Origin of the sequence: Labrys miyagiensis, assembly GCF_030160835.1 — a bacterium.
Taxonomy (GTDB): domain Bacteria; phylum Pseudomonadota; class Alphaproteobacteria; order Rhizobiales; family Labraceae; genus Labrys; species Labrys miyagiensis.
Genome location: NZ_BSPC01000005.1, coordinates 537,382 through 558,334 on the forward strand (window position 1 = coordinate 537,382; position 20,953 = coordinate 558,334).

Below are 20,953 nucleotides of genomic sequence, written 5' to 3' on the forward strand. Positions count from 1 at the left end.
ATGTCCGCGCTCCCAATCAATATTCCTGCCGGGTCGGGGTAATCGTCAGCTCCTGCAGGATGACGTTCTGCGGCATCTGATAGGCAAAGAGCACGGTGTCGGCCACCGCCTCCGGGCCGATCGAGCCGACTTGGTCCTTGCCGGCCTGCCAGAATTCGCGGGCGGCCTCATTGTGCATGGTGCCGACGATGTCGGACTCGGTGAGGCCCGGCGAAACCACGATCACCCTGACGTCATGCGGAGCCATGCTGCGCCGCGCACCCTCGGTGATGGCATGGACGAAGAACTTCGTGCCGCCATAGACGTCGTGATAGGGATAGGACTTGCGCCCGGCGATCGAGGAAATGTTGATGATGGTGCCGTGGCGCCGCCCCTTCATCGCCGGCATCAGTGAGTGCATGCAGTTGAGCACCCCGATGCAGTTGATGTCGATCAGCTCGCGCCACTCGCTCGGGTCCTGCTCGTCGAGTTTGGAGAGGGCCGCGATGCCGGCATTGTTGATGAGGCAATCGACGGGTCCATGGGCGGCCTCGCCCGTCTTGATGGCCGCCACTACCGCCTCGCGGTCGCGCACGTCGACGGAGAGGCAGACGCTGTCGGGCAGGCCGAGATCCTCGAGGGGAGCCTGCCGCCTTGCCATCAGCAGCAGCGGATAGCCTGCCTTGGCGAAGGCCTGCGCCGTCGCCTTGCCGATTCCCGTCCCCGCGCCCGTGATCATCGCCAGTGGCTTCTTCGCCATCGCCCGTCCTCTCGCTCTTCCCGTGAAGGAGCAGTTTGTCTGCTCTCGCAACGAATGTGTCGCGCCAGCGGCAGGCGAGTCAATCGTCGGGGAAGGCCGCGCCGTCTCAGGCCGCTGTCCAGCCACCATCCATCGACATGTTGGCGCCGGTGATGCTGGCGGCCGCGTTCGAGCACAGGAACACCGCCATGGCCGCGACCTCCTCGATGGTGACGAATTCCTTGGTCGGCTGGGCCGCCAGCAGCACCTCGCGCTTGACCTCCTCCGCGGTCATGTTGCGCGCCTTCATCGTGTCGGGGATCTGTTTCTCCACCAGTGGCGTCCAGACATAGCCCGGCGAGATGGCATTGCAGGTGATCTTCTGCTGCGCAACCTCCAGCGCCACCGTCTTGGTGAGGCCGGCGATGCCGTGCTTGGCGGCGACATAGGCGGATTTGTAGGGCGAGGCCACCAGCGAATGGGCCGAGGCTGTGTTGATGATGCGGCCCCAGCCCTTCCTCTTCATGCCGGGCAGGGCAGCCTTGATGGCATGGAAGGCGGCCATCAGGTTGAGGCGGATGATCGCCTCCCACTTGTCGTCGGGAAATTCGTCGATCGGCGCGACATGCTGGATGCCGGCATTGTTGACGAGGATGTCGACGGCGCCGAAGGCAACCTCCGCATCGGCGATCAGTGCTTTGACGGCGGCCGGCTCCATCAGGTTGGCCGGGGAGAACGTCACCTTCACGCCGAACTCGGCGGCGATGCCGGCGCGGATCCTCTCGATCTCGTCGGCGTCCCCCAGGCCGTTGAGCATGATGTCGGCGCCTTCGCGGGCCAACGCCCGGGCAATGCCGAGGCCGATCCCGGACGTCGAGCCGGTCACCACGGCCGCCTTGTTCTTGAGCATGAGTTCCAGTTCCTTCGGGCGGGATTCGGTGGATGAGGGCGGAGCCTGTGCTCCACATCCGTCATCCGTCTGTCATAAAACCCCGCCTCGCCTTGACGCAACGGCCGATGCTCGCGGCGAGCCGCAATATTGCGTTGCATCACAGCGCTGTGAAAGTGGCGCAGCCGTGACACAGAGCGTCGCGCACATGCAAAGCCCTTGCGACATTAATTGATTGTATGTTCAATCAATAAAGTATCTAGACGACGCCGTTCCAAGACCGCAAAGTCGGCCGGAACGGGGCAGACGCCATTGGCTCCGTAGCGTCATCCAGCGCTGCGAATTAAGGGGACAATGACCGTCATTCGTGCTGAATTGCCACGGGGGTTCCACCTCGTGGCAAGGGTTTGATCCACCAGATGGGGTCAGAGGGGTATCAACCAGGTTGGCTCGGGCCTAGGTCCGTGCACAATCTACGTCGTTTTCCGGGAGAATATGAAATGACGGGTTTTGCTAAGATTTTCGCGGCAGCCGCGCTGACCATGGGGGTCACGACAGGCGCCGCGCTGGCAGGCGATTCCGATGCCTGCAAGACGGTCAAGTTCTCGGATGTGGGCTGGACCGACATCACCTCGACCACGGCGATCGCTTCGCGCATCATGACCGGCCTTGGTTATACCCCCACCACCACCGTGCTCAGCGTGCCCGTCACCTATGCTTCGATGAAGAGCAAGGACATCGACGTCTTCCTCGGCAACTGGGAGCCGAGCATGGAGAACGACCGCAAGGCCTATATTGCGGACAAGTCGGTCGTCGAAGTCGCGGCCAACCTGCCGGAAGGCGCCAAATACACGCTGGCCGTGCCGCAATACACCTATGACAAGGGCCTGAAGGACTTCGGCGACATCACCAAGTTCAAGGATTCCCTGCAAGGCAAGATCTACGGCATCGAGCCGGGCAATGACGGCAACCGCCTGGTGCAGAGCCTGATCGACGGCAAGAAGGACAATCTCGGCGACTTCCAGCTGGTCGAATCCTCCGAGCAGGGCATGCTCGCCCAGGTGCAGGGCGCCGTGGCCCGCAACGAGGACATCGTCTTCCTCGGCTGGGCGCCGCATCCGATGAACGTCAACTTCAAGATCCAGTACCTCACGGGCGGCGACGACACCTTCGGGCCGAATTTCGGCGCCGCCAAGGTCTACACCAATGAGCGCGCCAGCTTCGCCACCGACTGCCCCAATGCCGGCAAGTTCGTCGCCAATCTGAAGTTCACCGTCGACCTCGAGAACCAGGTGATGCAGATGATCACGGGTGACGGCATGGACGGCCCCGCGGCGGCCGAGAAATATCTCAAGGCCAATCCGGGCGTGCTCGATGCTTGGCTCGACGGCGTGACCACCTTCGACGGCCAGCCCGGCCTGCCGGCGGTGAAGAAGAGCCTCGGTCTCTGATCCCAATCAGCATGGGGGAGGGCTGCCCTGCCCTTCCCCTCAGCCTGTGCTCCCGGTCTATCGCGGAGCGGGCCTCTCCATCGACGACGACAGACCATTCAGCCCGCCGGCCTGTGCCGGTGAGAGACGAGAAAACAAAAGCGTTTTGCGACTTTGACGGCATCGGCAAGTATCGCAGGGACGCGTCGAAACCAAGAGCTGGGGCAAAGAAGCGTTTACGCCTAAACGCGTTTTGCTCTGAGGGTCGATCGAGAGACATGCCCTTCGAGGGTGGGACCCGATCAAGCCCGGCCATCGTAGAATGCGGGGGACTTAATGTTCGATTGGGTTACGACCTACAAGCTGCCATTTGGCCAGCTTATGAATACAATCGTCGTGTTCTTGCAGCAATATTGCACCACGTGGCTGTTCGATCCGCTGCGTAAGGCTATCGAATACGTCGTCAATCATACGGCGGACATACTGGTCTATCCCCCGCCCATCGTCGTTATCGTGCTGACCATGGCTTTTGCTTGGTGGCGCCAGCGCTCGTGGGAGCTCTGCCTGTTCGTCCTTCTCGGCTGCCTGTTCATCTGGAACCAGGGCTATTGGGTCAACACGATGAAGACGGTGTCTCTCGTGTTCTGGTCGGCGGCCGTCGCGATGGCGATCGGTATCCCGCTCGGCGTGATGGCGGCCCATCGGCCCAGGCTCTATCACTTCCTGCATCCCGTCCTCGACATGATGCAGACGCTGCCGACCCTGGTCTATCTGATCCCGATGGTCGCCCTGTTCCGCCTTGGCTTTGCTCCTGGCCTGATTGCCACGCTGATCTTTGCTCTGCCGGCGCCCGTGCGCCTGACTTATCTGGGCATCACCTCGACGCCGACCGCGTTGAAGGAGGCAGGCGAAGCCTTCGGTTCCACCAAGAGCCAGCTGCTGTGGAAGGTCGAGCTGCCGCATGCGCTGCCGACCATCATGGCGGGTGTCACCCAATGCATCATGCTCAGCCTCTCCATGGTCGTCATCGCAGGCCTAGTCGGGGCCGAGGGCCTCGGCGTCGACGTCGTGCGCGCCATGGGCCAGTTCAACATCCCGCGTGGCTTTGAAGCCGGCGCCTGCATCGTTATCCTGGCGATCATGCTGGACCGCCTCTGCCGAGTGAAGGGAGCGCACTGATGAACGTCGCCGTCGATTTCAAGAATGTCGATATCATCTTCGGCGCCAAGCAGACCGAAGCTCTCAAGATGCTCGATGCGGGCTCCACCCGCGCCGAGATCCTGGAAAAGACGGGCTCGGTGCTCGGCTGTGCCAACGGCAACCTGACCGTCAACGAGGGTGAGATCAGCGTGCTGATGGGCCTGTCGGGCTCCGGCAAGTCGACCCTGATGCGCGCCGTCAACGGCCTCAACAAAGTCACCCGCGGTTCCGTGCTGGTGAAGTCGGGCAACAAGATGGTCGACGTCGTTTCCTGCGACGCGACCACGCTCCGGCAGGTCCGCCAGGGTGCCGTCGCCATGGTCTTCCAGCAATTCGGCCTTCTGCCCTGGCGCACGGTGGCGGAGAATGTCGGCTTCGGCCTCGAACTCGCCGGCGTGCCGGAAGCCGAGCGCAAGGTGCGCGTCGACAAGCAGCTCAAGCTGGTCCATCTCGATCAGTGGGCCCATAAATTCGCCCATGAACTCTCGGGCGGCATGCAGCAGCGCGTCGGCCTTGCTCGTGCCTTTGCCACCGAAGCCCCGATCCTGCTGATGGACGAGCCGTTCTCGGCGCTCGATCCGCTGATCCGCACCAAGCTGCAGGACGAACTCCTCCAGCTGCAGGCGGAGCTGAAGAAGACCATCATCTTCGTCAGCCACGATCTCGAAGAGGCCCTCAAGATCGGCAACACCATCACCATCCTGGAGAGCGGGCGCATCGTGCAATCCGGCAAGCCCGAGGACATCGTGCTGCGTCCGGCCAATGACTATGTCCAGGAATTCATCGCCAATGTGAACCCGCTCAGCGTGCTCACGGCCTGGCACGTGATGCGCGATGCCCGCGACCTCGAAAAGGGCGAGGATGGCTGGATCTGGCTCGACAGCCGCAAGACCACGCGCTTCAAGGTCGCTCCCGATGGCCAGGTTCTGGCGGCCGAACGGGATGGCGTGCACGGCGCCTGGGTGCATTGCTCTGAATGCGAGACGCCGGTCCCGGCCGGCGAGCGGCCCTGCTATTGGGCGAGCCCTGGTACCTCGCTGAAGACGGTGATGCTCGCCATGCACAATGCCGATACCGCGCCCGTGGCCCTGTTCGACGAGCAGAACCGCTTCGTCGGCGCCATCGGCGTCAAGGACGTGCTGCAGGCCGTGCTGAGGAAGCAGGACCCGGCCTAAGAGGCCGAACGACACAATGAAGGCAGCGCTGAAATGGCTTGATTGGTCCTGGCGCTGCCTGTCCCCAGCATTGCTCCTCTACCACCACTTCTAGGATCGTAGGGACAAATGCCAGGCGCGGGTGCCAACCGCGGGGCGGGGATTGGAACTCGGAGATCCCAGCCTGCTCCGACGGAAAAGGGCTGCACAAGTGGCTGTGATGTTGACTCAAGAATCCCGGTGTTGGCTATGCCGAGAAACAGGACGGCACGTATTCTGTGAATGGTGTAACTGGCTGGCTGCGCCGACCTCGCGATGCAAAGTCGAGATGATACAACCGAGAAAAGCCTGTTCGCACGCGCCGATTGGCCATTGATCCGTTAATTCTTTGCCGCGATACTTGCGACCCTGTTGGCGGATTGCCCGCGCAGTCCGTCTTGCGGTCATCAAATCGCCCCCCTCGCGGAGGATGTGTGGCCGCCGCCGAAGCCGAAAGGGGAACTGATGGGTATGATGAAACGCGCCATTGCCGCCATTGCCGTGGCAAGTCTTGTCTCCGGGTTCGCCGGGGGCATCGCAAGCGCCAACCCCACCATCGTCGTCGATGCCGCCACCGGACGGGTGCTCCAGCAGAACGATGCGACCAGGCCCTGGTATCCCGCCTCCCTCTCCAAGCTGATGACGGCCTACACCGTGTTCAAGGCGCTGAAGGCTGGCCGTATCGACGGTGGCACGCCGATCATCATCACGCCGCGCGCCGCCAGGCAGGCGCCTTCGAAGATGGGCTATCCCGTCGGCACCCTGATCACCGTGGACGATGCCCTGAAGATGCTGGTCGTCCATTCCGCCAATGACATCGCGGTGGCGCTCGCCGAAGGCACGTCGGGCTCGATCGACAAATTCGCCGACGAGATGAACGCCAATTCCCGCGCCCTCGGCATGGCGCAGAGCCATTGGGTCAATCCCAACGGCCTGCCCGACCCGCGCCAGGTCACCTCGGCGCGCGACATGGCCATCATCGCCGACGCCATCATCACCCAATTCCCGCAATATGCCTCGCTGTTCCAGATCCAGACCATCCAGTCCGGCGCCCGCGTGCTGCGCACCCACAACGCCCTGGTCTACCGCTATCCCGGCACCGACGGCATGAAGACCGGCTTCATCTGCGCCTCCGGCTTCAATGTGGTGGCGACCGCGACGCGCAACGGCCGCAAGCTGATCACAGTGGTGATGGGCTCGCCCACGCCGAACGAGCGCACCAACCAGGCGGTCAACCTGTTCGAGGCGAACTACAACAACCCGGGTGGTGGCTTCTTCACCAAGGCTCCCCTGCTGACTGAGCTGCGCGCTTCCAACTATCCCGGTCCGGCCGACATTCGTGACATCGCCTGCTCGCGCAAGAGGGGCGGTTCGTCCGCCGCCGAGAATGCCGACACGGCCGAGGTACTGCCGGGCGAGCCAGGCGGCCTCCCTGTGGCGGCAAGTCCGTTGCTGTCGAGCTGGGTGACCGCGCCGCCGATTGCCGTCGGTCCCTATCTGGGCACGCGCCGGCCGCTGTTCGCCTTCGCCGATGCGCCGGTCCTTCTCGACAGACCCGCCAAGCCGGCCAATTCCAAGGTTGCCGGCAAGAAGGGCGCGGTAACCGCGGCCGGCTATGCCGACCCTGCCAAGGCCCTGGCCGTGCCGCCGCAACTCACCGACCCCAAGCTCAACAAGGGCCGCAAGAGCCTGAAGAAGACGGCGAACACCAAGGCCGCGAAGGCCAAGCCCGCCAAACTTGTGAAGCCGGCCGATCCCAAGAAGAAAAGGAAGCCGCAGCCGGAAGGGTGAGGCGTACTGAGCGGTGGCGCTTGGTTAGTAAGGCGACGCAAGCTGAAAGAGGCGATGGAAACATCGTCATTGCGAGCGCAGCGAAGCAATCCAGAGGCGGTAGACGCCGCCCTTTGGCTCCTGGATTGCTTCGCTGCGCTCGCAATGACGAGCAAAAGGTCCTGCTTCTTGCGATTTTCGGCTGAGCTCCTCTGCCCAGCTTTCTTCCTATCCTCGCTAGTGCTGCCAAGATACTGGTCCACCTCATTTCCTATGTCGCGTAACACCACCCTTTTCGGACTGAGCATCGGCTTGACGGCGGCGCTGTGCTACGGCGCCAACGTGCCCTATGCCAAGCTGGCGGCCCAGGCGGGAGCTGACGGCCCGACGCTGGTGCTCTACCGCGCCTTCCTGATGGTGGTAGTGCTCGGTGGGCTCGGCCTTGCCCGGAGCCGCTCGCTGGCCGTGCCTGCGGGCAGCCGCCTTCCCGTGCTGGGCCTCGGCATTGCCACCAGCTTCGTGGGCTTGTGCTACATCTCCTCGGTGGCCTTCATCCCAGTGGGCGTCGCCACCATCCTCTATTACACCTATCCGCTGATGATCCTGCTGGTGGCCCCGCTCGTCGACGGCGAGCGCCTGACGCCGGCGCGGCTCGGCATTTTCGCTTTGGCCTTTGCCGGCCTGTTCATCGCCCTTGGCCCGAACTTCACCTCGCTCGACTGGCGGGGCCTCACGCTTGCGTTGATGGGAGCGGCGGCCGCCGCGGCGCAGTTTTTCTGCGCGGCGCGGGCAACGCGCGGTTCGACGCCGCTGATCGCGGGCTTCTGGACGCAGCTCATCATCATTCCCATCGCGCTCGCCGCCTGTCTCTTTGCCGGCAGGCTGAACCCACCTTCCGTGCTGGTCGTTGCCGCCTTTCCGGCCGGCATGCATATCCTCCTCTTCGTGCTGGCCTTCGGCTTCCATCTCCTCGCCGCCCGCCTGACGCTGCCGGCCGCACTCGGCCTTGTCTTCTGTGCCGAGCCCGTGGCCTCGATCCTCCTGGCGACGCAGGTGCTGGGCGAAGGCCTCACCCTTGCCCAGATCAGCGGCGGCGCCCTGGTGCTCATCGCGGTGATGGTCTCCGTCCTCGCCGAAAGCCGCAAGCAGGTGGCGCCGGCATGAGCACGCCAGCCATCCCCGCCTTCGTGCTGACCGGTTTTCTCGGCGCCGGCAAGACTACGCTGCTCAACCGCCTGCTCAAGCATCCGACGTTGGCGGATACGGCGGTGGTGATCAACGAATATGGCGATGCCGGGCTCGACCATCTCCTCGTGCAGAAGTCCGGCGACGGCGTCGTGCTGCTCTCCTCGGGGTGCCTGTGCTGCAGCCTGCGCGGTGATCTTCTCGACACGCTTGCCGACCTTGCCGCACGCCGCGCGGACGGCAGCCTGCCGCCCTTCGCCCGCGTGGTAATCGAGACAACCGGTCTCGCCCACCCGACCCCGGTGCTGCAGACCCTGCTCGCGCCCCAGCTCGTCGCCGCCGGCTATCGGCTTGCTGGCGTTGTCGCCGTGGCGGATGCCCAGCGGGGAGAGGCGTTGCTGGACGAACATGCGGAGAGCCTCGCCCAGCTTGCGGTGGCTGACCACATCCTCATCAGCAAGGCCGATCTTGTACCCGACATCGCGCCCTTCATCGCCAGGCTGGCGGCGCTCAATCCGCAAGCCCGGATCGACAGCGTACAGGACGTGCAGCCGGCCGAGCTGCTCGCTGCCCCGGCCTTCACGCCTGCCATGCCGCAGAAGCCCCGCCCCTTCTTCAGCGCCCACGACGCCTCGATCGCCTCCTTCGTGCTCACCACCGGCAAGACAATGGAGCCCTACCGTCTCGTCGGCTTCCTCGACGAGTTGCGCGAGCACCACGGCGAGGGCCTGCTGCGGCTGAAGGGGCTTGTGAAGCTCGCCGACGAGCCGGCGCGGCCTGTGCTGATCCAGGGCGTGCAGCATGTGCTGTATCCGCCCGAGCGCCTCTCCGCCTGGCCGGATGGGGACGAGCGCACTCGCATCGTCCTGATCACCAGGGGCCTGGACCAGCGCCGCGTCGAAGACCTGTTCGCCGCCTTCACCGGCGATATCAGGCTCGACGCGCCGGACCGCGAGGCGCTGACCAACAATCCTTTGGCGTTCTGAGGATCTCGGGTGCGCGGACATCACAGCGACGCGCTTGCATGTCGCGATTTCCGCGCACCCGGGAATGCTCCTGCCAGAATCTGACAGGCAGATGTTCTACATCCTCTTCATCGCAACCCGAGGAGCCCATCATGCCCAATGCCCACTACGTGCTGCTTTTCGTCGACAGCCCGCGCCGCAGCGCCGCCTTCTACCGTGACCTCCTCGGCCTGGCGCCGGTGGAAGAACAGGCCACTTTCGCGATGTTCGTACTCGAATCCGGCCTGAGGCTCGGCCTGTGGTCGAAGCACACCGCCGAGCCTTTGCCGGGTGCCGCTCCCGGCGGCGCGGAACTCGGCATCGAAGTGGCCGACGCCGCCAGCGTCGACAAGCTCTATGCCGAATGGAGCGCCAAGGATGTCCGTGTGCTGCAAAAGCCCATCGACCTCGATTTCGGCCGCACCTTCGTGATTCTCGACCCCGACGGCCACCGCCTCAGGGTGTTTGCGGCAGCGGCGTAGCGTCAGGAGGCGGCGCGGGGAGGTCGGCCCTCTCCGCCGCCGGATCATTGCCCGTCAGCGGCCGCAACTGCAGGCGCATTTTCGGCCGCGGGGCGGCGCCGGGTGGGTTCACCGTCCTGCCGTCTGCGTAAGTAGAATACTGGTCGAAGGTTTCCACGGGTTTTGACCTCGTGGCGGCGGCCATCCTGAGTGCCAAGGCCCTCAACTCATCCGTATAGGTCAGGAAGTAACCGCGGGCGTGGTCGGGAAGATCATAGCCATGGAGCTTTTCCGCCTCTCCCCGAACCATGTTCTCGAGAAGTGGTTCGCCGCGCTGCCGGGCCGCTTCTTCCGAACCGTCCAGGGACGACACATAGCGCCTGGAGAGATCCTCGAAGGCGCCCATGAAGTTGCGGTAGCGCACCCAGCGATGGTTGATGAAGGCTCTTGGCGGCTCCTCGCCTGTGCTGGGATCCGTTTGGGCGCTGGGGTCGAACCGTGCGGCGATCAGCAGGCCGGCCGCCTGCCCGCGATAGTCGAGGTCGAGCAGAACGTCCGGCTTCATGTCGAGGTTCAGGCCCCCCTCGTCGCTCTTCAGGGCGATGTTGACGACGCGCTCGCGCACGCCCGGCGCCAGCAGCAGCTGATTGTCGCTCCAGACCCGCGCCGTATTGACCAGCGTGCCAAGGAAGCCGACCATGCCGACACGTTTCGCATCGAAATCCGTAAAAGGCGGCGGCAGGAAACGGTTGCCGCTGATCATGGTCACGAATTTCCAGACCTCGTTTCCAGGCCCCGGGGGAACAGCAGGTTGCGGCTTGCGATTCTTGGCTAATCTGGTCTCGTCAAAGGAACCGACAGGCGCCTGAGCGGCGTTGCCGTCGTCCGCGGGTACCTCCGAGCCGTAATCCACGAGATTCAGGCAGAAGGTCGGCCGGGTCGGGATCGGGCTGTCGAAGAAGTGGATCGGGAAGTTCGAGATCAGGCCGCCATCGGACAGCCAGAGATCCCGCAAGGGTGCCTTGCCACCGTTCTTCCGGGCAAGGAAATCGGGCGTGCGCAGGCGGACGGCCGTAAGCAGGATCGGGAAGCTCAGCGAAAGCCGAGCGCCGAAGACGACGGGAATATTGGCGGGTTCGGGAAGGCGGATGGTGCCGTCGGGCGTCTCGACATCGGGGAGGGCAACGCCTTTGTTCGCCACCATCCAGTTCACGATGCTGTCGGGGTAATAGCGCTTCAGTTCCTCGACCTCGACATAGACGGGTGTCGGGAACTCCAGGAAGGGAAGTTGCATCGCGCGATGGCGACTGATGTCGCTGACGATCATCGCGAGGTCGATCGTGCGGGGCGGCACCTGCTCGGGATCGGGCGGGGCGGTGGACGCCGCCACCTTCTTGCCAGGGCAGTTCCAGAGATCGCCGAAGGTCAGAGGATCATCGGTGATCTTGCGGCCCGCCGCAGTCTGCACCATGCGGTGGATCCAGGCGGTCAGCCCCTCGAAGGGCAGCTTGCTTGCGTCCTCCTTGACGGTGGGCGCCATCTGGCCCGTGCAGACGCCGTAGCCGTTCTTCTGCAGGCCAGGCAGCCAGCGATACTGAAGCATCACGAAGAGCGCCACCAGCCAGACGGCCAGGATGAAGGTGAGCACGGCAGGCAGGGCGATGAGGGCGAGCATGCCATGACCCAGCCAAAGGAGCCCCATGACGAGGATGAGGCCGATTATCGTGGCGATCAGCACAGGCAGGGCGATCCAGGCGGCAGACAGCGCCGCCATCAGGACGCCGGAGAGCCTTCCGACCATGCTGCCGCCCTGGAAGAGCGGCATCACCAAAGTAAGAAGTGGCTGCGTGCCTGCCTCGGCCGTGAAGAGATGAAAAAGGCGCGAATGCTTGTCGCTGGCCTGGTCGCCGAGGCTCTGTGGGATACCGGCAACGATGCTCTCGAAGGCATTGGGGTTGTCGCCGGTTCGCCTTCCATACTCGGCGGCTGCGGCCACTGCGGCGGCGATGGCCCCAACAGAGGTGCCCCCGATCGAACGGAAGGCGAAGCGCTCTGCGATCCTGGCGACGGCGCCCGGATAGATGATGCCGGATGTGATGCCACCCGCCATCACGATATCGCATTCAAGTGGCGGGCTGGCGGAAGAGCCGCCGGATTGAGGACTCTCACCATCACCAGACATCATCGCGCTCCCCGGACCGCTTCAGCAGGCAGGCCCCATGATGCACAAGGTGGAACGGGGAAGGCAATGCGGCTTTTGAGGATCGGTCACAACAGAGTTAGGGGAAGGGGGCCCGCGGCCTGCCGGAAAGGCTCTACTACTGCGCCGCCACCATCTCCTCATGCGGCATCGGCCCTGCGACCATGTCGCGGCGCCAGGGCGTGCGGCCGGCGAGGACGCCGGATTCGTGCACGATCTCCGAGACATATTCTTCCTGGCGATAGGCCATCACATGCACGCCCGCGACGCCCTTGATCTCGCGCACCTGCTGGATGATGTCGATGCACAGGCGCTTGCCTTCTTCCTTCTGGTCCGCCGCGCCTTCGAGCCGCTTGATGATCTCGTCGGGCACATGCACGCCCGGCACGTTGGAGCGCATCCATTTGGCGGTGCGGGCCGAGGCCAGCGGGCCGACGCCGACCATGATGAAGCACTTCTCATGCAGGCCCATGTCGCGGATACGCGCCATGAAACGCTCGAGCAGCGGCACGTCGAAGCAATATTGCGTCTGGATGAACTGCGCGCCGGCCTCGACCTTTTTGGCGAGGTTGACAGGCCTGAAGTCATAGGGCGGCACGAAGGGATTGGCCGCAGCACCCATGAACATCGCCGGCGGCGTGGTGATCTTGCGGCCTGAGAGGAAGCGGCTCTCGTCGCGCATGGTGCGGATGGTCGAGAGCAAAGCGGTGGAGTCGAGGTCGAACACCGGCTTGGCCTCGGGGTGGTCGCCGCTCTGCACGCCGTCGCCGGAGAGGCACAGCACATTGCACACGCCGAGCGCCGCCGCGCCCAGCACATTGCCCTGGATGGCAATGCGGTTGTAGTCGCGGCAGGAGATCTGGAACACTGGCGAATAGCCGACGCGCGTCAGCAGCGCACAGATCGCCACCGAGGACATGTGGCAGTTGGCGCCGGAGCCGTCGGTGGCATTGATGGCGTCGACCCAGCCTTCGAAGGGCTTCACGCGCTCCAGCACATCGTCGGGATTGGCCGAATCGGGCGGATTGAGCTCGGCCGTGACGGCGAATTCGCCGCGGCGGAGCACGCGCTCCAGGCGTCCGCGCGAGGAATGGCCGGGCAGCGCCGGCAGAGGGGCGGCTGGGTGCGGGCCGAAATCGTCGGGATGGGGCAGGCGGGTTTCCATGCTCATGCCTTGGCTCCCCCGCTCTTGCCGGTCGCCGCCTTCGCCTTGGCTGCCGCCGCGGCGGCGGCCCTCTCGGCCGCGATGCGAGCGTTGTAGCCGGATTTCTCGCGGGCCACCGCCAGCCAGGAGGATGTCCCCTTCAGGCGGTGGTCGACCGGCTTGGCCGGCACTGCGATGGCGGCGCCATCCTGCATATTCTGCGAGCCCTCATAGGCCTTCACCCACACGCACGGCATGTCGGCATAGACTTCGCAATTGCCATTGGCACGCACGCCGCCGCAGGGCCCGTTGCGGAGGCCTTTCGGACAGTTCATCGGGCAGGACATGCCGGTGGAGGAAAGGGCGCATTGGCCGCACATCTTGCAGTCGAACAGCGCGCCCTTCACCAGCTTCTCGACCTTGGCGACCGGCTTTTCCATGCGCTCCCAGCCGATGGCGGTGAAGGCGGGGGCAAGCTTCACCAGCGTCCATTCCAGGCCGTTGTACATCCGCTCCATGGCGGCGGAGTTGCGGATGGCCCAGAAACGCAGCGCGAATTTCTTCGCATCGCGCGGCGATTTTCCAGTGGCTTCAAAGGCGGCGGGCGTGCGCATGTCGGCAGAACTCGGGTTGAAGAGCTAGCTGCTCTCTTTGCCGCCATTCTTGGCAAGAGCGACAAGCCGGGCCTTGTCATATTCCGCCTCGATCTTGGCCGCCGCTGCCGAAACTTCCGCTTCGAGGTCGTCGCCGCACTCCACCGGGGTGCTGCGCCGGAATTCGGCGAGGTAATCGTCGGTTGCGGCGGCATCCGAGCGCATGGCCGCCATGTCGACGGCCTCGCCGAACCGCGAGGACAGCTCGCGCTTGGCGCTGGTGCGGCCCTGCTTGGCCACCACCATGGTGGGAATGTCGCGCCAATAGGTAATGATGAGCTGGGGCATGATGGGTCCTGGGGTTCTGTCATCTCGGACGCGATGCAGCACGAAGTGATGCGTCGCAGATCCGGGATCGCAAGATGAGTAGCTTTGTTCTGATGGCGGTCCCGGATCTGCGGAGCGTCACTGCGTGCCGCACCGCGTCCGGGATGACACCATCAAAACGGCGTCCGGCTGCGGATCGCGGCGGCCAGAGTGCCCTCGTCGAGATAGTCAAGCTCGCCTCCGACCGGCACCCCATGCGCCAGTTTCGTCACCTTGACGCCCGTGGGCGCGAGAAGATCGGTGACGTAATGGGCGGTGGTCTGGCCGTCGACCGTGGCGTTGAGGGCGAGCATGACTTCGGTGATGCCGCCTTCGGAGACGCGGGAGATCAGCTTCTCGATGGAAAGATCCTCGGGGCCGATCCCGTCGAGCGGTGAGAGCGTGCCGCCGAGCACATGATAGCGCGCATTGACGACACCGGCGCGCTCCAGCGCCCAGAGGTCCGAGACGTCCTCCACCACCACGAGCAGGGCATTGTCCCGGCGCGGGTCCGAGCACATGGTGCAGGGATCGGCGGTATCGATATTGCCGCAGTTCGAGCACACCACAACCCGCTCGCAGGCAATCTGCAGCGCCGAGGCGAGCGGCAGCATCAGCTGGTCGCGCTTCTTGATCAGCGTGAGGGCGGCACGGCGCGCCGAACGGGGCCCCAGGCCCGGCAGGCGGGCAAGGAGCTGGATCAGGCGTTCGATTTCGGGGCCGGTCACGGAGGGCATGCTGCTCAGATAGGTGATTTGGTGCGGTGATGCGAGGGGTTTTCGCTGGGAGCGCGGACGTCCCTACGACACTCAAGAGAGTGTCGGACGATCCGCTCTTGGAAACGTGGTCCTGCGATGGAGGGAAGAGCGGACGGGACGTCCGCGCTCCCAGCGCTGCTTGAGCTTACGTATCGCTTTGCGATATATCTCGACGCCTCCGTTGTTCCTGGTCCAAGATGCCGATCCTTCCCTCCAAGCTCTTCGTGCCGATCCTCGCCGGCGCCACCCCGCGCGACCGGCTGTTCGCCTGTCTCGGCGCCGTTATCGGCATCGGCCTCACCGGGCTCGTCTGCACGCTGGTCTTCGGCCGAGATCCGCATCTGCCCTATATCGTCGCCCCCGTCGGCGCCTCGGCCGTGCTGCTCTTCGCCGTGCCGGCGAGCCCCCTGGCGCAGCCCTGGTCGATCGTCGGCGGCAACACGCTCTCGGCGCTGGCCGGCATCATCGTCTGCCAGTTCGTGCACGAGCCGCTCGCCGCCATCGGGCTTGCGGTGGGCCTGGCCATCGCGGTGATGTCGCTCACCCGTTGCCTGCATCCACCGGGCGGAGCGGCAGCGCTGACGGCGGTAATCGGCGGCCCCGCCGTTGCGGCGGCCGGCTTCAGCTTCGCGCTCATACCGGTGGGGCTGAACTCGCTCCTGCTGGTGGCGCTCGGCTGGCTCTTCCACCGCTTCTCCCGCCATGCCTATCCGCATGTGTCCGCCCCTCTGCCAGCCAGCACGCATGGCACCCGCGATTCCGCTCCCTCGCGGCGAGTCGGTTTCCGCGCCGAGGACGTCGATGCCGCGCTGGAGGATATTGGCGAGGCCTTCGACATCGATCGCCAGGATTTAGACCGGTTGCTGCGGCGGGTCGAGGAACGCGCCTTGCTGCGCAGCCATGGCGACATCGCCTGCGCCGACATCATGTCCCGCGACGTGATCACCGTCGGGCCGGAGACGGAGCTGCAGGCGGCGCGCAACCTCATGCTCGACCACAATATCCGCACGCTGCCTGTGGTGGATGCCACCGGCCGGCTTGCCGGTACGGTGGGCCTGCGCGAACTCGCCCGGCTTGGGGAGCGGGTCGGCGAGGTGATGCGGGCAGCTGTAACAGCGACACCCGGGACACCGGCGCTGAGCCTGATCCCGCGCCTGACCGACGGCAGCGCGCATGCGGTGGTGATCGTGCTTGAGGAGGGACGAGTGGCCGGCCTGGTGACGCAGACGGACCTCCTCGCGGCGACGGCACGCCTTGCCGGGAGCGCGGACGTTCCCACGACACTCAAGTGAGTGCCGGACGATCGGCTCTTGAACGAAGGTGGGCGGGGATTAGGTGGGGTTGGAGTGTCGATCACCGATCGACATTCATGGAAACGACACGCTTGAGAGTGAAGGCGATGTCAATCGGTGATCGACACTCCACTTCCAGCGATTCAAGAGGGGACGTCCGCGCTCCCAGCTTCCGTCACGATGGCATCCATCTTGATATCGTGCGGCAGCGGATAGATCGTGCGTATCCTGAGCATCGAATAGCCCACGCCGATCACGCGCCGGCTCGCCGGCAGCACCGCCAGTGTGCGATCGAAATAGCCGCCGCCATAGCCGAGCCGGTAGCCCTCCGCGTCGAAGCCGACGATGGGTGCGAGGGCAATGTCGGGCGTGACTGCCTCCTCCTTTTCGGGCACCGGGATGTTCCAGAAGCCGCGCTTCAGCTTCTCGCCCGGCCGCCAGAGGTGGAAGACCAGCGGGGTGTTCTTCTCCGCCACCACCGGCAGTGCGCCGATGGCGCCGCGCCCGAGGATCGCGGCGAACCAGGCGCGCAGGTCCGGTTCGCAGCGCATCGGCCAGTAAAGGCTGACGACCTTGCCCTCCACCGCCGGCAGGAGCGTGTCGAGATGGGCGGCAATGCACTCGGCATCCGCGGCCCGCCTGTCGGCGGGGATCGCTATGCGCAGGGCGAGGAGACGTTCGCGCTCGGCCCGGCGCCAGCGGAAGATGTTGGAGCGCCGCTCGGCCGGACTGAGATCGCCCATGCCGCCTTCGCCTGGCGAGAGCTCGTGCAGGAAGCAGGCGGGGGACGCTAGATCGCGCGCATCGTCGTCTTGGGGATCGCCCATGTCGAGGCCCTCCTTCCGGAAGGCTACGCCCTCGTTTCCGCCGGTCTTACCCTAGAGGCGACGCCCTCCCGCCCGGGGCGGACATCAGCCGCCATTCGCTTCGATCAGCCCGATCAGGCGGTCGCAATCGGCGGCGAGGCGCTGTTCGCTCTGGTTGGTGATGCCGAGCATGAGGCCGGCGTGGCGCGACGCCTGGTACCAGGGCGAGAGCGGCACGGGCGCCAGGCCGAAAGGAAGGGCCTGGCTGGCGATGGCGAGATCGTCGGCGGTGTCGGGCAGGTCGAGGAGGACGGAAAGGCCGCCGGTGACATGCACGGCCATGCCGGGACGTCGGCGCTGGCGCATATGCTCAGCGAGCCGCTCGCGCCGGGCCGCATAAAGGCGCTTCATGTGGCGCAGGTGCCGGAGGTAATGTCCCTCCGCCAGGAAAGCCGCGACGGCCCGCTGGATCGAAGCCGCCGGCGCCGGGAAGAGGGCAGCGGCGACGTCGCCGAAACGGGCGGCGAGTTCGGGCGGCACCACCAGGAAGCCGAGCCTGAGCGCCGGGCTGATGGTCTTGCTGAAACTACCGGCATGCAGCACGCGGCCGTGCGGGTCGAGCGAGGCAAGAGCCGGTGCCGCCCGGCCCTTGAGCTGCAATTCGCTGAGATAATCATCCTCGATGATCCAGGCTCCTGCGCGCCCGGCCCAGTCGATGAGGGCGAGGCGGCGGGTCAGCGACAGGGTGACGCCGAGCGGTGCCTGCTGGCCGGGCGTGACGACCGCGAGCTTCGCCTCGGGCGCCAGACGCAGGGCGGCCGCGACATCGAGCCCCTCATTGTCGACGGGGACGGGCGTGATGGCGATGCGGGCAAATTCGAGCCCGATACGAGTGAGCGGAAAGGCCGGATCCTCCAGCCAGGCGTGGCAGCCGTCGAGGTCGAGCGTGCGCAGGATCAGGCCGAGAGCGCCGGCATAGCCGGAGGTCACCAGGATCTGCCCCGGCGAGCATTGGATGCTGCGCGACAGGGCGAGATAGGCGGCGATCTCCTGCCGGAGCTCGGAGTGGCCGCGCGGGTCCGGGTAGCTCACAGGCGTGGCGGCCGCCGCCCGCGCACTGCGTGCCATCAGGCGCGACCACAGCGAGAACGGAAAGGCATCCTGCGCCGGGACACCCATCTGGAAGGCGGCGGGCGGGCGCTCGAAATCATGGAAAAGCATCGGCAGAGGCGCCGCCTCACGGGCCGGGCCGGCAGGCCGGCGCGGCGCGCCCTGCGAGATGACGCGCGTGCCCGCCGCGCCCATGCCGGCGATCAACTGCTCGTCGGCGAGCTTCTCATAGGCGACCCGCACCGTGCCGCGCGCCACGCCGAGCTGGGCGGCGAGGTCGCGCCATGAGGGCAAGCGCGCCCCGCCTGCAAGACGCCCGTCACGGATGGCCTGGCTGATGCTGCGATGAATCTGGACCGCCAGCGGCTGCCGGGCCGCGCGGTCGATGCTGATCTCGAACCTGTCCGTCATATCTGTCATGGTACAGCATTTTATGCAAGACTTGGTGCTTTTCATGATCCGAAAGCAGCGCATCTTCGCGCCATCGATAGCATCGGGAACAGGACGATGACCTTCAAGACATGGCTTCTGGCCGCTTCCTTCGCCTTGGCAGGTACTGGTTTCGCCAGCGCCGGCGACGCAAAGGGCGGCGACATCGTTACGCCGGCCTTCCAGCACCAGCTCCCCAATATCCCCGGCAAGACACTGACGACCGTCGTCGTCTCCTACAAGCCGGGTGGCACCTCGCCTTCCCATACCCACGCCAAATCGGCCTTCGTCTGGGCCTATGTGCTGTCGGGCTCGATCCGCAGCCAGGTCGATGACCGGCCGGCCAAGGTCTATCGTGCCCCTGAGAGCTGGTATGAGGATCCCGGCGCCCATCACAAGGTGAGCGAGAACGCCAGCAAGACCAAGCCCGCCTCCCTCCTCGCCGTCTTCGTCGCCGACAGCGACGAGAGGACCTTGACCACCTTTGACAAGGACAAGTGAGATGACCCATCGCCTCGACTACAACACGGCCGCACCGGCCGGCATGAAGGCCCTCGGCGGCGTCTATGGCTATGTCAGCCAGAGCGGCCTGCCCAAGGCCCTGATCGACCTCGTCTATCTGCGTGTCTCGCTGATCAATGGCTGCGCCTATTGCATCGACATGCACACGCGGGACCTGATCAAGGATGGCATCCCGATCGACAAGATCGCGCTCACCCCGGTATGGCATGAGGCTGGCGAGCTGTTCTCCGCTCGGGAGCGGGCCGCGCTGAGATGGGCGGAGACGGTGACGAAGGTGGCCGAGACGGCTGTCCCCGACACCGAGTTCCAGGCCGCCCGTGCCGCCTTCAACGAGAAGGAACTCGCCGACCTCACCATCGCCATCGGCCTGATGAATACCTACAACCGCCTCGCCATCAGCTTCCGGGCGACGCCGCAGGCGGTGAAGGAGCTACAGAGAGTAGCATAAATTGAGCATATAATGTTATCGTGGCGGCGGAGGACACCGTCATGAACGTTTCTATCGGCAGTCGTTGGGAAGAGTTCGTCTCTGCCATTGTCGCAGAAGGCCGCTATGGTTCCGCGAGCGAGGTGGTGCGAGAGGGTCTTCGGCTTGTGGAAGAGCGCGAAGCCAAGCTGCGCGCTCTTCGGGACATGGTGAATGCCTCCATCGAAGAGGGAGGCGACTTGTCGGATGAAGATATCGGGAGAGATCTCGATGCCGCTGCGGAGCGATTGGCGCAAGAGGGACATTGAGTGCGCCGGCTTTCATACACTTTCGCGGCGCGCCGGGACTTCATCGCGATACAGACCTACATCACACGCGAGAGCGGCAATCCGGCGCTCGGGCGCCGCTTCACCGACCGGTTGCGCCGGCAGTGTCGCAAGCTCGCGTCACTGCCGGGTCTCATGGGACGTTTGAGGCCGGAATTACGCTCGGATATTCGAAGCTTCGCTTATCAGGGATACATTATTCTCCTTCGTTATGAAGAAGACCGGCTCCAAATCGTCAATGTTGTCGAGGGGCACCGCGATATTGAGGCGTTTTTCAGCAGAGGCAGTTCGGCATCGCCCGCACCAGGAGAAGATCCTGACTGAATCCTGGCATCTTCCTCAAGCGATCAGGTGCCAAGCCCTTACTGATTCAACCCTTTTTCGACGACGCCGACGATCCCTGACAGAGTGATCGTCCAGATTCCCGCCTTCCCAGCATCGAAGGCGGGTTTCCATTGGGCATAGCCCTCTTCAAATGCGGGATTGGGGCCGCCCTGCCCAACTAGCGCCACCACGCTCGTATCCATGGTCCTCTGGGAGACGGGCAGATGGGGCAGCGAATAGGAATAGCCACCCGGTGCCAGCCCGTTCTGGATTTTCACATCCGCAATGCTGATGTGAAAGATGTGGCCAAGCTTGGCATGGTCCTCGATCTTGTCGATCAGAATGCGGGAAGCCTCTTCGCCGGGCCGGGTGCGGTAGGACCATATCTGTCCGACCGCATAGTCGCGGCCTTGCGCGGCCGAGGTTGCGAGACATGCCGCCAGCAAAACGGCACAACCGATCCGTCGGGACGCCACCGCCTCAGAATGGCAGCTTCATGCCGGGCGGGATCGGCAGGCCGGCGGTGAGGGCGCCCATCTTTTCCTGCATCAGGCGATCGCCCTTGGCGCGGGCATCGTTGTGGGCGGCGAGGATGAGATCCTCGACGATCTCCTTCTCCTCCGGCTTGAGCAGCGAATCATCCACGCTGATGCCCTTCATCTCGCCCTTGGCCGTGAGGCGCACCTTGACGAGGCCGCCGCCGGCGACGCCTTCCACTTCCGTGCGCTCCAGTTCGGCCTGCAGGTCCTGCATCTTGGCCTGCATGGCCTGGACCTGCTTCATCATGCCCATCACGTCTTTCATGG

The 20,953-nt window shown here is 64.9% G+C and carries 23 protein-coding genes; 12 read left to right on the forward strand and 11 right to left on the reverse strand.

The annotated features are described in order from the left end of the window. Nucleotides 1-16: 16 nt before the first annotated feature. Both QQL24_RS03280 and QQL24_RS03285 read right to left on the reverse strand, forming a co-directional pair. Nucleotides 17-739, reverse strand: coding sequence for an SDR family oxidoreductase (locus QQL24_RS03280; RefSeq protein WP_284310445.1), 723 nt, complete (start codon nucleotides 737-739; stop codon nucleotides 17-19). A gap of 106 nt (nucleotides 740-845) precedes the next feature. Continuing rightward, on the reverse strand, nucleotides 846-1,628 hold the full coding sequence (locus QQL24_RS03285) for a 3-hydroxybutyrate dehydrogenase (RefSeq protein WP_284310446.1): 783 nt from the start codon (nucleotides 1,626-1,628) through the stop codon (nucleotides 846-848). Between the two features lie 479 nt (nucleotides 1,629-2,107). Here QQL24_RS03285 and QQL24_RS03290 point away from each other — a divergent pair, with 479 nt between their 5' ends. The 7 genes from QQL24_RS03290 (at nucleotide 2,108) to QQL24_RS03320 (ending at nucleotide 9,871) form a co-directional block, all read left to right on the forward strand. Next, entirely contained in the window at nucleotides 2,108-3,058 is a 951-nt protein-coding gene (locus QQL24_RS03290) for a choline ABC transporter substrate-binding protein (RefSeq protein WP_284310447.1), read from the forward strand. A gap of 315 nt (nucleotides 3,059-3,373) precedes the next feature. Continuing rightward, the gene (gene choW, locus QQL24_RS03295) at nucleotides 3,374-4,216 is read left to right on the forward strand and encodes a choline ABC transporter permease subunit (RefSeq protein ID WP_284310448.1); all 843 of its coding nucleotides are present in this window, start codon (nucleotides 3,374-3,376) and stop codon (nucleotides 4,214-4,216) included. Next, nucleotides 4,216-5,412 carry a choline ABC transporter ATP-binding protein gene (gene choV, locus QQL24_RS03300; RefSeq protein WP_284310449.1) on the forward strand — a complete coding sequence of 399 codons (1,197 nt, stop codon included), beginning with the start codon at nucleotides 4,216-4,218 and terminating at the stop codon, nucleotides 5,410-5,412. The genes choW and choV overlap by 1 nt, the downstream gene beginning before the upstream one ends. A gap of 483 nt (nucleotides 5,413-5,895) precedes the next feature. Continuing rightward, nucleotides 5,896-7,221 carry a D-alanyl-D-alanine carboxypeptidase family protein gene (locus QQL24_RS03305; RefSeq protein ID WP_284310450.1) on the forward strand — a complete coding sequence of 442 codons (1,326 nt, stop codon included), beginning with the start codon at nucleotides 5,896-5,898 and terminating at the stop codon, nucleotides 7,219-7,221. A 252-nt stretch (nucleotides 7,222-7,473) separates the two neighbouring features. Then, nucleotides 7,474-8,364 (forward strand): DMT family transporter, encoded by an 891-nt coding sequence (locus QQL24_RS03310; RefSeq protein WP_284310451.1) that lies wholly within the window; start codon nucleotides 7,474-7,476, stop codon nucleotides 8,362-8,364. After that, a complete protein-coding gene (locus QQL24_RS03315) occupies nucleotides 8,361-9,371 on the forward strand; it encodes a CobW family GTP-binding protein (RefSeq protein WP_284310452.1) in 1,011 nt (336 codons plus the stop codon). The genes QQL24_RS03310 and QQL24_RS03315 overlap by 4 nt, the downstream gene beginning before the upstream one ends. Before the next feature lie 131 nt (nucleotides 9,372-9,502). Continuing rightward, a complete protein-coding gene (locus QQL24_RS03320) occupies nucleotides 9,503-9,871 on the forward strand; it encodes a VOC family protein (RefSeq protein WP_284310453.1) in 369 nt (122 codons plus the stop codon). Here the strand turns inward: QQL24_RS03320 and QQL24_RS03325 are convergent. From QQL24_RS03325 to recR, 5 genes are all read right to left on the reverse strand, one after another. Next, nucleotides 9,846-12,035 (reverse strand): patatin-like phospholipase family protein, encoded by a 2,190-nt coding sequence (locus QQL24_RS03325; RefSeq protein WP_284310454.1) that lies wholly within the window; start codon nucleotides 12,033-12,035, stop codon nucleotides 9,846-9,848. The genes QQL24_RS03320 and QQL24_RS03325 overlap by 26 nt on opposite strands. Before the next feature lie 133 nt (nucleotides 12,036-12,168). After that, nucleotides 12,169-13,221, reverse strand: coding sequence for a methylenetetrahydrofolate reductase (locus tag QQL24_RS03330; RefSeq protein ID WP_284310455.1), 1,053 nt, complete (start codon nucleotides 13,219-13,221; stop codon nucleotides 12,169-12,171). Beyond that, the gene (locus QQL24_RS03335; protein ID WP_284310456.1) at nucleotides 13,218-13,808 is read right to left on the reverse strand and encodes a methylenetetrahydrofolate reductase C-terminal domain-containing protein; all 591 of its coding nucleotides are present in this window, start codon (nucleotides 13,806-13,808) and stop codon (nucleotides 13,218-13,220) included. The genes QQL24_RS03330 and QQL24_RS03335 overlap by 4 nt, the downstream gene beginning before the upstream one ends. 24 nt (nucleotides 13,809-13,832) lie before the next feature. Continuing rightward, nucleotides 13,833-14,135 carry a virulence factor gene (locus tag QQL24_RS03340; RefSeq protein ID WP_284310457.1) on the reverse strand — a complete coding sequence of 101 codons (303 nt, stop codon included), beginning with the start codon at nucleotides 14,133-14,135 and terminating at the stop codon, nucleotides 13,833-13,835. A 152-nt stretch (nucleotides 14,136-14,287) separates the two neighbouring features. Next, on the reverse strand, nucleotides 14,288-14,890 hold the full coding sequence (gene recR, locus QQL24_RS03345; protein WP_284310458.1) for a recombination mediator RecR: 603 nt from the start codon (nucleotides 14,888-14,890) through the stop codon (nucleotides 14,288-14,290). 218 nt (nucleotides 14,891-15,108) lie between these two features. Between recR and QQL24_RS03350 the strand changes: the two genes are divergently transcribed. Continuing rightward, the gene (locus QQL24_RS03350; RefSeq protein ID WP_284310459.1) at nucleotides 15,109-16,203 is read left to right on the forward strand and encodes an HPP family protein; all 1,095 of its coding nucleotides are present in this window, start codon (nucleotides 15,109-15,111) and stop codon (nucleotides 16,201-16,203) included. Nucleotides 16,204-16,346: 143 nt separating this feature from the next. Here the strand turns inward: QQL24_RS03350 and QQL24_RS03355 are convergent, their stop codons facing one another. Both QQL24_RS03355 and pdxR read right to left on the reverse strand, forming a co-directional pair. Continuing rightward, the gene (locus tag QQL24_RS03355; protein WP_284310460.1) at nucleotides 16,347-17,030 is read right to left on the reverse strand and encodes a 5-formyltetrahydrofolate cyclo-ligase; all 684 of its coding nucleotides are present in this window, start codon (nucleotides 17,028-17,030) and stop codon (nucleotides 16,347-16,349) included. An 84-nt stretch (nucleotides 17,031-17,114) separates the two neighbouring features. Next, nucleotides 17,115-18,530: a MocR-like pyridoxine biosynthesis transcription factor PdxR gene (pdxR, locus tag QQL24_RS03360; protein WP_284310623.1), complete on the reverse strand. Its 1,416-nt coding sequence runs from the start codon at nucleotides 18,528-18,530 to the stop codon at nucleotides 17,115-17,117. A gap of 96 nt (nucleotides 18,531-18,626) precedes the next feature. On the opposite strand from pdxR, the gene QQL24_RS03365 reads away from it, so the two are divergent. Genes QQL24_RS03365 through QQL24_RS03380 form a run of 4 tightly spaced genes read left to right on the forward strand, consistent with a single transcriptional unit; the run spans nucleotide 18,627 to nucleotide 20,147 of the window. Then, nucleotides 18,627-19,049, forward strand: a complete 423-nt coding sequence (locus QQL24_RS03365) for a cupin domain-containing protein (protein ID WP_284310461.1) — start codon at nucleotides 18,627-18,629, stop codon at nucleotides 19,047-19,049. Between the two features lies 1 nt (nucleotide 19,050). Beyond that, nucleotides 19,051-19,518, forward strand: coding sequence for a carboxymuconolactone decarboxylase family protein (locus tag QQL24_RS03370; RefSeq protein ID WP_284310462.1), 468 nt, complete (start codon nucleotides 19,051-19,053; stop codon nucleotides 19,516-19,518). Between the two features lie 41 nt (nucleotides 19,519-19,559). After that, a complete protein-coding gene (locus QQL24_RS03375; protein ID WP_284310463.1) occupies nucleotides 19,560-19,805 on the forward strand; it encodes a type II toxin-antitoxin system ParD family antitoxin in 246 nt (81 codons plus the stop codon). After that, nucleotides 19,806-20,147 carry a type II toxin-antitoxin system RelE/ParE family toxin gene (locus QQL24_RS03380; protein ID WP_284310464.1) on the forward strand — a complete coding sequence of 114 codons (342 nt, stop codon included), beginning with the start codon at nucleotides 19,806-19,808 and terminating at the stop codon, nucleotides 20,145-20,147. Nucleotides 20,148-20,185: 38 nt separating this feature from the next. Here the strand turns inward: QQL24_RS03380 and QQL24_RS03385 are convergent, their stop codons facing one another. Both QQL24_RS03385 and QQL24_RS03390 read right to left on the reverse strand, forming a co-directional pair. Then, nucleotides 20,186-20,593 carry a hypothetical protein gene (locus tag QQL24_RS03385; RefSeq protein ID WP_284310465.1) on the reverse strand — a complete coding sequence of 136 codons (408 nt, stop codon included), beginning with the start codon at nucleotides 20,591-20,593 and terminating at the stop codon, nucleotides 20,186-20,188. A gap of 34 nt (nucleotides 20,594-20,627) precedes the next feature. After that, nucleotides 20,628-20,951 (reverse strand): YbaB/EbfC family nucleoid-associated protein, encoded by a 324-nt coding sequence (locus tag QQL24_RS03390; protein WP_284310466.1) that lies wholly within the window; start codon nucleotides 20,949-20,951, stop codon nucleotides 20,628-20,630. Nucleotides 20,952-20,953: the final 2 nt, after the last annotated feature.

Bases quoted from the DNA above. Each gene is read 5' to 3' on its own strand.
- QQL24_RS03375 (WP_284310463.1), top strand. From the start codon at position 19,560: ATGAACGTTTCTATCGGCAGTCGTTGGGAAGAGTTCGTCTCTGCCATT.
- QQL24_RS03340 (WP_284310457.1), bottom strand. From the start codon at position 14,135: ATGCCCCAGCTCATCATTACCTATTGGCGCGACATTCCCACCATGGTG.
- QQL24_RS03305 (WP_284310450.1), top strand. From the start codon at position 5,896: ATGGGTATGATGAAACGCGCCATTGCCGCCATTGCCGTGGCAAGTCTT.
- QQL24_RS03350 (WP_284310459.1), top strand. From the start codon at position 15,109: ATGCCGATCCTTCCCTCCAAGCTCTTCGTGCCGATCCTCGCCGGCGCC.
- QQL24_RS03315 (WP_284310452.1), top strand. From the start codon at position 8,361: ATGAGCACGCCAGCCATCCCCGCCTTCGTGCTGACCGGTTTTCTCGGC.
- QQL24_RS03330 (WP_284310455.1), bottom strand. From the start codon at position 13,221: ATGAGCATGGAAACCCGCCTGCCCCATCCCGACGATTTCGGCCCGCAC.
- QQL24_RS03310 (WP_284310451.1), top strand. From the start codon at position 7,474: ATGTCGCGTAACACCACCCTTTTCGGACTGAGCATCGGCTTGACGGCG.
- QQL24_RS03325 (WP_284310454.1), bottom strand. From the start codon at position 12,035: ATGATGTCTGGTGATGGTGAGAGTCCTCAATCCGGCGGCTCTTCCGCC.
- QQL24_RS03285 (WP_284310446.1), bottom strand. From the start codon at position 1,628: ATGCTCAAGAACAAGGCGGCCGTGGTGACCGGCTCGACGTCCGGGATC.
- QQL24_RS03365 (WP_284310461.1), top strand. From the start codon at position 18,627: ATGACCTTCAAGACATGGCTTCTGGCCGCTTCCTTCGCCTTGGCAGGT.
- recR (WP_284310458.1), bottom strand. From the start codon at position 14,890: ATGCCCTCCGTGACCGGCCCCGAAATCGAACGCCTGATCCAGCTCCTT.
- choW (WP_284310448.1), top strand. From the start codon at position 3,374: ATGTTCGATTGGGTTACGACCTACAAGCTGCCATTTGGCCAGCTTATG.
- QQL24_RS03370 (WP_284310462.1), top strand. From the start codon at position 19,051: ATGACCCATCGCCTCGACTACAACACGGCCGCACCGGCCGGCATGAAG.
- choV (WP_284310449.1), top strand. From the start codon at position 4,216: ATGAACGTCGCCGTCGATTTCAAGAATGTCGATATCATCTTCGGCGCC.
- QQL24_RS03355 (WP_284310460.1), bottom strand. From the start codon at position 17,030: ATGGGCGATCCCCAAGACGACGATGCGCGCGATCTAGCGTCCCCCGCC.
- QQL24_RS03390 (WP_284310466.1), bottom strand. From the start codon at position 20,951: ATGAAAGACGTGATGGGCATGATGAAGCAGGTCCAGGCCATGCAGGCC.
- QQL24_RS03290 (WP_284310447.1), top strand. From the start codon at position 2,108: ATGACGGGTTTTGCTAAGATTTTCGCGGCAGCCGCGCTGACCATGGGG.
- QQL24_RS03335 (WP_284310456.1), bottom strand. From the start codon at position 13,808: ATGCGCACGCCCGCCGCCTTTGAAGCCACTGGAAAATCGCCGCGCGAT.
- pdxR (WP_284310623.1), bottom strand. From the start codon at position 18,530: ATGACGGACAGGTTCGAGATCAGCATCGACCGCGCGGCCCGGCAGCCG.
- QQL24_RS03280 (WP_284310445.1), bottom strand. From the start codon at position 739: ATGGCGAAGAAGCCACTGGCGATGATCACGGGCGCGGGGACGGGAATC.
- QQL24_RS03320 (WP_284310453.1), top strand. From the start codon at position 9,503: ATGCCCAATGCCCACTACGTGCTGCTTTTCGTCGACAGCCCGCGCCGC.